Raw genomic sequence first — 13,715 nt, forward strand, 5'->3', positions numbered from 1 at the left:
TTCAACATAGCCCGAAGACAGCCGGTCGCCCACGCCCTGCAGCGCTGTCGGCACCTTCTCCTGAAGAGGATGGACATCAGTGCGGAAAGAAAAGTGCTTGCGCGGACTTTCCCGGCGCGCCACCGCCATCGTGATGTTCTGACGGCCAGGGCCAGGGGACTTGGCTGCTGCTCCACCGCAACCTGAGGGTGCCCTGTGCGCTAGCCACGAGATGTTCTTCTTTGCACTGCGTCGCAATCCCAGTGAATTTCTCCCGCCAGCCCTATCTATCCCTGGAACCGGGTAGGTAGACCACAAAGTACGTGTGTCGCTTCACCACGTCCGGATCCTCGTGTGAGGCCGTCTCGTGAGGATCGAGGCCAGATGATCGCGACACGACCTCGATTTCCGATGCCGTGACGATGGTCTTCCCGTCGGCCTGCATCTGCGAGAGATGGCGCTCCAGCGCCGAACGGAACGCTTCTGCCGCGCGGTCAGCGCGTTCCTGGCCGAGTCGCAGTGCCTCACCAAAGTGCGACTGCAGCGCGTCGCGTGTCCCGCTGTCATGACCGACCACCACGACGCGGGGCGGCAGGAAGCCACCTCGAGCTCTGTCACTGGCTACATATGCCACTTCGAAGGCCCACCGATCGATCTCCTTGCGATGTTGTGCCGTGACCTCGGAAGAGCCCTCGTCGAACGCGATTCCTCCAATCGTCGTAGGTTCTCCCTCGTCATGGTCCCGCTCCGATTCGGGCCGTGACCATATATCGAGCGCTTCGTGGACGCGCTGATAGTCCTCGTTGCCCGGCTCCAGCCGACTCAGCCGCTCATGCAGCACGCCCTGCGGGGACACGTCCATATCGGCGCCTCCCGTTTCCACCGGCAGCACCTGGATGATCATCTGATGGTCGTGACCTTGGGGCGCCTGCTCCCCCTGGAGCGCACGCCGGCGCCTCCATCCGTCTATAAGGCGATCGCTAAATTCAGCCCGAAGTGGAGCATTCTCCCTCAGGACAGATTCGCCCGCGAACCGCCCCCGCATCGTCTCGGCTAGGTCCTCCCATGCATCTTTTTCACCGTATGCAGTTATCGGCCGCTCCATGCCCGCAGGGAAGAAGACCTTCGGCTTCCCGTCAAAGGTCCAAGTTTTGACCTCATGCTCAAAGATTCCGACATACGCCTTCAGTGCTCGGGCGATTCGCTTGCCAGCTTGCCTGGCATCCTCTCCCGGCTCAATCTTCACCAGGTTGGGGTACTGGCTCTCCCAAGCTCGAACTACCTTCGCGTGGAGAGGGTAGTCCCGATCCATGGTGTCAGGATTTTTCAGATATAGAGCGAACGAGAACTCGAAATCCTGATGAGGATTTACAGCCTTTGCCCCGTCAAGAAATACCACTTCCTCAACACCACTCCAGAACTTATCAATGAACTCCTTCTGGGCATATCCGACAAGCCCGTGAGCCAGTTCATGGATGGCAGCCTCCTCAAACGCGCCGACATCATTCAGGACCCCCCCATACAAATTAACAAGGCGCACAGAGGAGAAATACTGTCCGGCCAAATCTCGAGCAATCCTTTTATTCCTAACACCCCAGTTGACCAATCCAACGATTCTCACCTCCTGCACCTTACTTCTGCGACTGGAATTCATCCGATTACTTCCCAGGATCTGCGCGAAATGCGTCAGCGCTGCATGCAGTTCCTTCAACTGGGACAAGGTCCACTGCTGTGGCTGCACCTGCTCCAGAACATCGTCCGGAGCATCCCGGTTGAGATGCTTGACTGCTTCAACCCCGGCCACCGAGTTCAGACTGATTCCGAACTCTTCCTCGATCCTCTGCTTGAGCTCATCGACTGTACTCACAACTTGGGCGCCTACTCCTGCACTCGCGCCTGGGATCTCGGCACTCGAAGGGTAAGCTTCCGCCCCACTGCGCGGTGACCTGCGGAATATGGACATTGCAGATTTCAGAAAATCCTGCCCAATGCCGGCATCAGAGCCGTCCTCCGCTGGGTGCCCAGAGGAGAGCGTATCCGGCGTCTCATCAGGCATCACCTCCTGCGGCGATGTCTCCTGCCCTCGCGGCGCGACGTCGGACAGTAGCCCAGAATCGCTGTCGCGCACAGAGCTCGAAGGAGGCGTAAGCGGCTTCTCGGCGAACGTTGCACTGTCAGTCGCGGGCAAGGCTACCCGGGGACCTGTGCTCCCCTGGCGGATGGCAGCCATGAAGCTGTCTCCACGCCGGTAGACGATCACCGAAGGATGGATGCCAGAGGGGCTGGCGGCCGTCCCAAGGTGTGTCTGATGGGTGCCGTCCTCGTTAACGACCGTCAGATCAATGCGCAAGTTTCGCGCGGTCAGAGCTGAGGCCAGACCCATAGTCCTTTCGTCCCACCGCCGCGCAGTCCGCAGGTTCAACCTAGCCAGTTGCTCCTTCTGCATCGAGGTGAGGCGGATCCGTGCCGGAAGTCGACCGCCGCCCGTTTCGATCTCCCTGACCAGTTCTGGGTCCCCTTGCAACACCGCCTTGAAGACTCCGGAGTTGAGTTCATCGATGTGGAAGACGGCCCGCGGATCGAGGAAGAGGGCATGGTCGCCCTGTACTGGGCTGTCGGCGACGCGGTGGGCCAAATCTAGTGGGGTGCTGGGGCGTTCATCACCCGCGTGACTGCCCATGGCTCTGAGGACAGCTGCGTAGAACCCGTTCCCTCCGGTTGCGGGCCAACGCAGGTCAAGGATCTCAGTCTCGCCGTCAGGCCGGGTCAGGGTCAGGGTGCGGTGGCTGGTGTCTGCATCGAATGACCACTCGTCTGTGCTGTGTTCGCCTTGCCGCCGCCATGGTGGAATGGCGTACGCCGGGTGCGTGGCTGCGTCATCGTGCATGTCCGCCGACGGCGCATCGGTCGTTGAGTCAGCGCCCCCCGTGCTCAACGGCGCGGAGTCCGTCGCTTCTGGATCGGAGGGCTCCTCCGACCCGGGCTCTACGAACCTTACCGGCTCGGGTTCCGGGATGTCCCCGAGACGAACGCGGCCGTCTTCAGTAGCGTGCAATTGGTGCCAAGCGGTGATCCGATCGGCGCCCAGGCGTACCCGGGCGAACTCTGCGGCCAGATCTTCGGCCTTCGTTCTGAGGGCCCACAGGGTTTCCCGAGTGTCGCTCACCCGACGCAACGCGCCGACCATACTGATCAGAGCGTCACGCCATCCCTGCTCCTGCCGTTGTGCGGTCTCCAGTACCTCGCGAGCGTTCTCGGTCTGCTCGTCTCGAGCCGCATCCCATTGTTCGTGGGCGACTTCACGCTGCCGCTGCAACTCGGCCAGCGCTTCCTCAGCTTCCCGTACTGCCGGCGCGCTATCGGCATCGGCTCCGTCCTGCTGCGCGTGTGCCCGCGCCGCTTCCAAATCCGTCCGAACCTCGTCGATTCGTGCGGACCAGGGTGCGTCCCAGTTCTCGCGGGCGGCGACCCGCTGCGCTTCGAGTGTGGACAAGAACTCCTGTGCTTCCCTGACCTCTGACCTAGCCGTGTCGCCGACGACGGATGCCCATGCCTGTGTCCGCGCCTCCTCCAGGTCCTTCAGCTTCGCCCGGACGTCCTCGATCCGCACGGACCGCGGCGTTCCTTCGGTATCTGGCCCAGCGCTGCTGTGCTTCTCCAGTTCGGCGAGAGCCTCTTCGGCGTCCTTGACCGTCGGCGCCGTGTTCACGTCGCGGCCGGTGAGGCTCTTCAACGTCGACTCGGCCCGCGCCAGTTCGGCAACCCTCATCGCCCCCTCATCACGGCGCAGGTCCCAGTAGGCCTTGTCGGCGGCGGTCCATGCGGCGTCCGCTTTGGTCACCTCGTCCCAGGACGAGGCAACGTGGGCTGGGAAGTTGGTGTCGTTGATCAGGTCGAACCGGCGGGCTACGTCCTCGCGTATCCACGCCAGCGCCGTGGTGTCGGTCTCCATGGCCTGTGGCACGCGCTGGAGAAGGCCGAAGACGCTGCGGCCCCAATCGACAACCTTGCTGTCCTTCACATGGTGGTGAACGTGGGCGATGCTCAGCCACTTCGTGGGCACAGCGAACAGGAATGCCCGTGCGGCGTCGTGGCGTTTGACATTGGCCGAAGCAAGCCGGTCCCCGGCCGAAGGGAAAGTCACGGCGTCAAGCTCCGGAGCGCCAGATCCGCTGTTCTGCTGGCCGAACCCTGTCGCTGGCGTCGAAATGGTCGGTCCCCCATGCACTGTGTGGTGGGACGCTCCGGCACGACTGAAAGAGAAACCGCTGCCCTCAACGCTCCGCGTGGTGCCATCGAACCTCACTCCATCTGCGACGTGCAGCAGCCGCGCCTGAGAAAGGTCGGGCTTGGAATGGAGCCTAAGGCTGCCGTCTGCACCCCCGAGAGCGCCAGTGTGGGTCAGGCCGGCCACCTGATAACCATCGGGCGTCCGGGTCTTGTAGTAGAAGGACGCGAGTGCGCCGTTGGAGGTGCCGTCCTCCAAACTCTGTGCCGCCCCGGTTCCGGAGAGGGTCAGCGGCGTCCTCATGGCTCGCGCGAGCATCCCAGCATCGGTGTCGCCGTTCTCGGGCAACTTCAGCGAAGCGTCGTATGCGGCGCCTAGGGCCAACGTATTCGCCGTGTGCAAGCCATCCAATCCCACGATCGCGCGCATCGAGAAACCTTCATCAGGCATCTCGAACCGTCTTTCCGCGGCGTCGCTTGAGTCATGGCGGAGCGGCACGTCGTACCAGCCGTCCGCGCCCGCGGACTGCGGCAACGGGACCCGTCGGGGCGGGCCGTGCTTTTCGAACGGCTGGGGCGCCAGCGGATCGTCCTGTTCCAGCGAATCCCTCGGCGCGGGCCGCATCAAACTGATCGGGAATTGCTCGATAAAGGTGCCGGCGTCAGCGTCTACGGATAGGTAGTGCGTTCGCTGCCCCGTCACGACGCTCTGCAGCGGATCAGCCACAGCGTCGTCCGACTCGAGGTCGATCCTGATTCTGTACTTCGTAGCGTACTCTCCGTGAGCCTGCGTGGTCGTCACGGCAGAGATGTACCCCTCGCCCTCGGAATGCATCTGGGTAACCGACTGCATGGTTGAACCTGACTGGAGATACGTCGGTCCGGCGTACGCGGCCACATCGTCACCGGTGCGCGCCAGCTCAGACACCGCGAGGCCGATCACACGACCCGAAGACTGATCAGTGCTCTCCTGAACGGTCTCCGCCGCCATCAAGTAGTCCTCCAGGTCCACACTGTGGCCGAGGCCTCGGAAGTCCCCAGCCTGGCCAGATCCCACAGGAATCAGCCTGACTCGCAGCCGCACCGGACGGCCGCCGATCCAGATCCCGGCCCTCTTCGAGCCCCACCGTCCGATATGCGCCGGTACTGAGGAACCCGTGCGGGTCATCTCCTTGTTGAGGGCCCGCACCACCCGTTGTGACAACAAGGCGCGGAGGTGATCCTGTTCTTCCCTCGACACCCCAAGGCTCCGCAGCCCCTCTGCGAACTGGACCGCCGCCCGCGACGTGTCGGGTACATTGACTGGCCAGCTGCCGAACCGGTGCTCCATCAGCCACGGCATGGGCCGCCAGGTCCACCGCTCGTTGTACCGCGGCACGTCGCCAAGGCCATCATCGAGCACCTTCAGTAGGTGTGCGCTCTTTTCTGGTATGTGTGCCATCAGGCCCTGTGGAAACTCCAGCTTCGCTCCTGCGACTCCGGCCAAGGACGCCGGCACAACACGTGAGCCTGCCACCCGATACCCGACTCTGCTGGAGAGGGCGGCGACCTCGTGCAGCACAGGGGCAGTCACCAGGACTTGGTGACCCGCGTCCGTGCGGGTGATCTCGGATGTCGCCGTGCGCCGGACCACCTCTGTAGTGACAGCATCATGGTGGTAGGGACTGGCAACCATGCCATAGCTGCCGAGTACACCGTCCCCCACGTCGTGGGGCTTCAGGTAGCTCGTTTGGCCACCGATGAAGAGCGTGCGGGTCCTGGTGGTACGGCCGACCGCATGGAGGCTGCCGAAGACGCTGATCTCAGTCTCCACCTCTTCGGCTGGGGTGAGTGCCGCAATCTCGGGGAGGACGGTGGTTCGGTGCACGAGATCTGTCCACCGGTCCAGGTACGGTGCCGTGGAAAGCAATCCCGTCATGCGCAGCCCGTCCGGGGATGATGTCTGGTCGAAGTTTGCGACCAGACTTTCATACCGGAAGTTACGCTCGGCAGCGTCGTACGCCGCAGCCCCCCTTTGCGTCACTAGCCACGAATCGCCCGACGCCTTGCCGAGCACCTGCTGAACGACGTTGGCAGTCTGTTCGCCGCCCATGACCGCGACAATCTGGTGAGGATGCTCCAACAGCGCGGAGGGCCGCCACGTCTCCAACGCCCGTGCCGTCCCCAGCGCCAGGTCACGAGCATCGCCGGCAGACATTCCCTCCTTCCGCGGTTTGTCGTCGGTCGGCAGCAAGGAGCCGGTGGGATTCGTGTGCTCAACTGGAACGCTCAGCAGCACCCGCCCTAGGACCGGCACGTCCATCTGTGCAGAATCCGGTTGTGACGGTACGACCAGAACGCTCTCCTGCTCGGGGAACACGAAAGCGCGCGTCCCTAGGAGGTTCAGGAAGAGGAGGCCGCGCAACCACCGGCGGAAACGCCAATAGCCACCACGTCGGATTTCAAGACTGACTTTGTAGCTGTAGGGCTCTGAGCCGCCGGTAGAGATCGACATCGCTTCGTGGGTGGCCGTTGCGCCAAACCCGCTTCCGGACTCCGTGCGCCTGCCATAGCTACCACCCGCGGATGCCGTGCCTATTTGAATTGGCACATTGTTGGCGTCGCGTTCCGTGTCGCGGACGGATACCAGCCCCATAACACCGCCCTCGCCGGTGCGGGATCTGCTCTGATGTCCGTTCACGTTCGTGCTGCCTGGGGCGCTGTACCGGATGCGCTGATCTTTTGGTCCGTCGGGCTCGTAGCGCAAATCGGTGAGTTGTGCCTTCACTGACACATAGCGGTGCCCACGGCTGAAGCGACCCGTTTCAATCAAGTGTATCGGCAAGGCTTTGGTAGTCATTGCATGGAGGGTCGCCTCCATACCTTGAGACGACAGTTGTCGGCGCACTTCCTGCGTGTTGGCCTGCACGGTCAAGAAATGTGTCCGGCCACGCCACCGAGGATCGTCGGGGTGCATGGGCTGCTTCGTCGCATCGACCACACCCGGGTAAGCCTTGTCGATCTCTCTGAGCACCGCGTCAGCAAGGTGCGTCGCAAAGTCAACCGTCTCTCCGTCGATGTTTCGGAACGTCTTCCCGTCGAGGAACTGGAACTCCGTCATTCGACTCTGACCGAGTGTGTATGGCAAGTCCGGTAGAAGATAGGGAGGCGGCTTGGGCGCCACGGCCGGCGCATCCACGGCCGGCGCATCCACGGCCGGCGCATCCACGGCCGGCGCATCCACGGCCGGCGCATCCACGGCCGGCGCATCCACGGCCGGCGCATCCACGGCCGGCGCATCCACGGCCGGCGCCGCAAATCGGCGTGCCTCGGTGAGGGTCAGTCGCTCCAGCGCCCATGTATGGAATACCTGGGTTTGTGGTTTCTCGCTCCACATCCACGGCGGGTTCTTACGCAGCTTCCCAGGACGCCCGGACCCATCTCGAGCAGCCTTGGGCGGATTCGCCTTAGCACGAGGCGGGGAAGTGACGGTGACTGCTTTGTGTACTAGATACAGACCGGTAGGAGCGTCCTTGACCTGTGCGGCAATCTTTATGCCCCCAGCGCCCCCGAAGAGAATACTGCGAATGCGCGCGGCAATGAGTCGGATTGTTCCGCCCAGCAGCATTCGCAGGTCGAAGGCGCCGTCTGCCATGCCGAACAGATGACCACCGGGACCGGCTGAGCCACTGGCGTCAATACTGCGGAACTTCGTGGCGAGCCGCTCGTTGCGCACCGTTGACTCAAGGCTTTCACGCAGTTCTGCGGCATCCGTCTCGCTGATCAGAACCGCCTTGCCGGAAGTGACCCGCACTGAGAAAGAGCCCAGCGGGACCCTGCCGTCGAACAAGCAAGGAGTGGGCAATTCACCCATGTGCAAGTGTCGGCTCATCTGCTGGAAACCAGCGGATGAGAAGAACGTGTCGATCTGAGCGGCGGCCTTGCTGTCTGCCTTCACCGCGGCCTGTTCCTCGACCCATTTTCTGATGTGGCGCAACGGGCCGAACGCCTCGGTGTTCACGATCCGGGGTCGCGAGTGGCGAAGATCCAGCTCCTTCGGCAACGGTTCCTCGTCCCGCGGCTTCCGAAAGGTGAGAGAATCGGAGAGCCGCGCGATCAGCCCGCTGCGCACCGCGAAGCCGAACCGCGCCAACGTCGGGTCGTCGTGCACGGACTGTCGCTTCCCGCTGGGGCCGGCGTGGTGGCTGTCCTCCGTGACCGAGAACTCGTACCAGACGTCATCCAAGTGAGCGTGTGAGGCGTCGCTCGTACGGGTCTCGGTCTGGTTCATCACGTGGTTATGCATGTTGTAGCGCACCTGCTTACCGAAGGTAACGCCCGCTGAGACCGAGCCAGCTCCGGCAACGTCCACAAGGGCGGGGCCTAGAGAAGCCGTCGCGGCCACCCTCATAGAGGTGGCGTTAAGCTTGCTCTCCCCGCCGGTGAGGGTAAAGCGCTGCATCGTGTCGGTATTCACGGGATTGCCAAGTCCGAAGGTGAAGCGCTCCCAGTTACCGTATGGTCGTATAGTCAGATCCAGCGTCCGGGCCCGTCCGTCCGCTGCTTTGTAAACAAACGGCTTGACGTCGCCGAAGAACCCCTGTGGATTCGATTTCAGTTGCCGTTCCACCTTTGCGAGCAGAGCCTGACTCTGCTCTGGCCGTGTACGGCTCGATATTTCCAGGTGGGCGCTCAGTTCCTCCAGGACTTTGTCGATGCCGCGCAGTCTGTGACCGCCGTGGCCGAGAGCACCCGACGAGCCCTGAGCCTCAGTTTTCGGCAGATTCTGCATCGCTTCGTCATCCAGCACTTGGCGCAGCAAGAAATCGACCTCGCCGGTCAGGTAGACGGGCAGCCGGGCGCCATCACCGAACCGTACCGGCCCGGTGGTCACTGGAGCCGGAGGCAAATCCCGATCAAGCCGCGCCGGACGCCGCTCGTCCAGACCCTGTCCAATCGGCACAAAGTCATGGATGGCGGCGCCGGGGACAATCGGCGCAGGTACCCGAACGGGCGTGGACGCCTCTCCCTCCTCGGCAAGGGTGCTCAGCGCGGTGCCGAGGGCGCCGTGTACAGGCGCGGCGCCCTCCCGCCCGTCCTTGGAGGTGCGGATCGTTTCGGCGTCCGAGGTGTCCGTGGGCAGGACGGCGTCGTAGTGGCTACTGCCGTCGTAACGGATGTTCGCTGTACGCCCTGTGTCTCGCGGCCCAAGTTCGGCCCAATGCGTAAGGCGATCACCGCCCGTCTCACTGAAGGAGCGCAGACGGATTTCGAGAGTGTGCGCCACCAGGGCGGGGAACATCTCGCCCTCTCCAGATGCCCAGGCAGCGTTGCCAGGCGCCCAATTCTTAAGGGCGTTGATCAGAGCCATACGCTCGTCCGCCGTCAACGGCTGACGCAACATCGAATCAGAGACAGCCACGGCCAGGCGCTCGGGGGTTCGGATGTGGTCAACGGAGACCCCACCAGTGCGAGCAACCAGGTAATCGAGCTGTGCGGACGGCGATTTGCGGCCCTCACCGGACAGCTCAGTTCCTGCTACTTGGCTGCGGGCTTCCTCGTCCGCGAGAAGTTCACGCGCCTCCTTCAGCTCCCGGACCCGCTCCTCCAGGTAGAGCTTGCTGAGCTCATCGGCCTCCAGCCACTCCGGCTTGTCCACATGCTGGACTGAGAGGGAGATGAGCTTCGTGCGCAGCTCGTCCTCATCGTTCGCTTCCAACGCCCTTGTCATGGCGTCTTGCTGACCGCGGCGGTACGCCTCAACCACGTCGAGCGGTATGTCCTCCGCCGACCGTTCCCGCACCCACTCCAAGACCCTCGTGTGCAGCCTTTCCGCGGTGCGGCCCAGGACCGTGCCGGGTCCCACGCCCTCCCCGGCCCTATGTGCGCGGATCTGGCGCACCACGGCTTGATGCTGATCGGAGGCATCTGGGTACCTGGCATCGCGCAAGTACGAGGGCCAGTGTTCGGGCGGAAGGGACGCCACCACGGAGTACAGCAGGCATCGGCCGTCACCTGGCACCTTGACCCGCCGCTGCGACCGTCGGCTTGCCCGAGCACCGAACGAACCGGTTCTCCCGGATGGCTCGGACGCCTTGCGGTCTCCACGCCCTGGCTGGTGCGGATCCTCGGTGCTGCCGTGCCCTGCTGCTCCCTTGGAAGGTGCCCCGGCCGACTTCGCATCGCCCAGCGGCTGCGCCAACATGTCAGGCGCGGAGGCGAGCTTGGGTGCCGAAGCCGGCCGGATGTCGTCGACCGTCGCCGTTTCTTCCAGGAGATCCGCCCGCGGAGCGCCGTGCTCATCCAGCAGGCTGGCGATGAAACGAAGGTCCTCGAAACTCTCGGGGACCCCCGTGCCGGCCTCGAGAACCGGGTCCCCGCCACGGCGCGGCTTGGGGAAGACCGGCACCGTATCCACAGTGAACGACAGGTCGTTGTCGCGGGCGAACGTCTCAAGGACAGTCTTCTGGGTGAGGGCCTCCCCCGCCTTCGTCGCGTCCGCGCCATCATGGAAGAGCACGACCAGGTCCAAATCCTCCCAGGCGATCCGGCCGTGGACCTGCGCCTCAATGAACTGCTGAAGCTGGGACGGCAGATCTCCGGAGTCCCGCAGGCCGCGGTAGGTCGTGTCGAGCGCAAAGTCCGTGGCCTCGGCGAACGCCAGCCGGACCAGGGATTCAGGGCCGTGGTTGAGCAGCGGCACCATGTTGCCGAGGCCGGTCACCCCCTCTGCCCCGCCCGGGCCGCTGTCGAAGCTGTCGGTCGGTGTGAAGGTAGCTCGTTCCATCACCTGCGGCTTGAGGTGGAAGACGGCCGAGCCGTGCTGCTGAAGCGCCTGCGGCCGGTGAGAGGAAGTCAGGACTGTAGAAACGGGCAGAAGCGAGCGGTCGAAGTCGGTCGGCGCGAAGAGATCGCCCGGGGTGTTCGTACGGGCGGGGTAGACGCCCGCCCGGTCCGGACCGCCGGTACGCTTGACCGTAGCGGCGTAGCCCAGGGATTCCTCGACGGGGCGGCTCTTCAAGAGGTAGCTCAGGTGGTCGGACGTGCCCTCCCAGGCGTTGCGCACCAGCACGGTGTTGTCCTGCACCATCGCGTCAAGCACGGAACCATCGGTGCCCTCGACCGCCTTGCCCAGGTCTACGTTGATCGTCAGGCTCATGTCGTTGCGCAGGTAGTGCAAGACCTTGGTCACCAGCGAGTCCAGTAGCCAGTCGATGCCGCCGCCCACCAGGTACGGCTTGGCCCATGGCCAGTCGCCGCTGCGCAGCTTGGAGGTCAGCGCGGCACGGTCGGCGTCTAGGGTCCTCAGGGCGCGCCGCTCCACCATGACGAGCGCGGCCACCTGTGGGGTTCGCAGTTCGCTCCAGACCGGTCGGTCCTCCAGGCTGCGGAAAAGTTCCAGGTCGTCGATGAGCGACGCAATCCGCGTGTCCAGGGCAGTGATGAGTTCGTCGTGAGTCGCCCCGGCGCGTGCCTTGGTCAGGGCGTCCATGTCAGCCTGGAAGGCCCGATCGACGTCGGCGGGGTGCTGCAGCCAGTGGGCCACCGTCAGGTCGCGGCTGGTGGGGATCAGCACGTGGACATCCCTGCCCGTGGCCTCAGCAGCCCGCGTGCGATCGATGATGACATGGCTCGCGGAGGGTACGGGCATCACCGACCGGACGACACTGGGAGGGCCGCCGGCCACGTCGCGCTGCCCTCGCAGTCCCCGTAGCCAGCGCGAGACGGGCGAGCCCCCCGGCAGCACACCATAGCGGGCCTCGACCTCACGCACCTCGGGGAGCGGGGAGCCGCCGGTCGTCTCGGACCATTGCTGCTCGGCGAGGGCCCGTTCCATGTCGGTCCGGACGAACCCTTCCCAGGCGCGCGCGAGGGCGGAACCGTCGGCATGGCCGGAACTACCGACGCCCTGCAGATGCTGCTGCTCAACGTCCTCGAAGGCATCCAGCGCGTCGTCCCAGCCGCGCCGGGCGTCGGTGAGGGCGACGCTCGCGTCGCCCGAGGCGCGCCAGTCGCCGCCCGGCACGGTGAGGTCGATCCCGTGCGGGGTGGCCGGGGTAGCGCGTCCCTTGCCCTTCGACCGTGCCGCGGGCGGCTCAAGTACTTCCGGACCGTGGTGCGCAGCGGCCGTTTCGGTCCACGGATTAACGAGGCGCTCGTCAACCGCCCAGGGCGCCACGATTGATGGAGGGTCAGGTACTGCAGCCACGAAGTCGACAACGGAGACTGTAAGGGGCTCGTGCTCCTCCCGCCAGGCGCTGTCCCTTGCCGTGTCGGAGGTGTCGGTCGCGGTCTGGGTGGTGCCGACCGCGGCGTCCGCCACGAGCGGGAGGTGGTCAAGCACGTACTTGAGTGCCTGCAGTACCTGGTCGTTCTGTGGATCCTGAGCCCGCCGCTTCAACTCTCTGAAGTACTCATCAACATCCGAACCCGGTCGCAGCACATCACGAATGGCGGAAGCAACAACCGCGACCTGACTCACCCTCGGAGCCACCGAATACCCGCCCAGCTCCGCCTGCAGCTCAGCCTTCGCCGTCTCGCGCCGGCCCTCAACCAGACCCCTCAACTCACCGAACTGTTCCGCGGTGATCTCCACCGAGGGCGATATGACGTCACCGTTCTCGTCATAACGAACATGCCGAGGATTCGCCTTCGACGGATCTTGAAGCACAGCCCGCACCTCAGGTCGATCGCCGAGCACACCCACGATCTCCGCCGCGGAGACCCCAACCTTCGTCAGCCGCGGCACCTCCTCTTGCCCCAGCACCCGACCACCGGACAACCCGTTTGCCACCGGAAGCCGGCCAAGCACCGACCGCGCGGTGCGGATGTCGGACATCAACGGCCAGGCATCGGCGAACTCAAGCTCCTCCCCCCACGCACTCGGCCGGGTAATGGCATCCGTGACCGCCTGCAGACGACTGGCGACCTCCAGATCGTGTATGTCATAAGGCGTATGCTTGGTAAGCACCGAGAAAAACGGACGGCCCAGCAATTGCACAAGGTTCGCAGTATTCGCGCCCTCCAGCAACGCAGGCAGCGAACCCAGCTGATAAAGCTGCTGGAATACACCCTGCGGAATATGGCCACCCTTGACGACCGCAACCTCACCTGGCTGAAGCGCATCAAGCGCCGCATGGAACCCGGGATCACTCAGATCCCCATACATCAGCCAGTCGGCCTGATATTCCGGCGCAAAGTCCACACCGAAATCACCCAAGCCCAAAATCACCGCCGGCCGGCCGACCTCAGCCTGACGCAGACTCTCAGCAAGCGCCGGCATCACACCCGCGCGATTCGCCTCTGGCAGATTGTGCAGGCCATATGCCGGCATCAACTCCACACGCCCGGACTCAACGGAATCCACCAGTGACCGCAAACCCGCCCGCTGGACAAGATCGCTCACCTGGGCATCGATCAGACCAGCCAAAGCAGAACCTGTCATATGCGGAACGTCGAAACGGAACAGCGCACCCGCCCCGATCCCCTCTGCCACCTCTTCTAGATTGTGCACTCGCACAGGCCCACCC

At 64.1% G+C, this 13,715-nt stretch carries 1 protein-coding gene; it reads right to left on the minus strand.

The features are described from left to right. Positions 1 to 262: 262 nt before the first annotated feature. On the minus strand, positions 263 to 13,681 hold the full coding sequence (locus PV350_RS13635; protein WP_500333949.1) for a hypothetical protein: 13,419 nt from the start codon (positions 13,679 to 13,681) through the stop codon (positions 263 to 265). Between the last annotated feature and the right edge of the window lie 34 nt (positions 13,682 to 13,715).

Origin of the sequence: Streptomyces sp. PA03-6a, from assembly GCF_033792765.1 — a bacterium.
Taxonomy (GTDB): domain Bacteria; phylum Actinomycetota; class Actinomycetes; order Streptomycetales; family Streptomycetaceae; genus Actinacidiphila.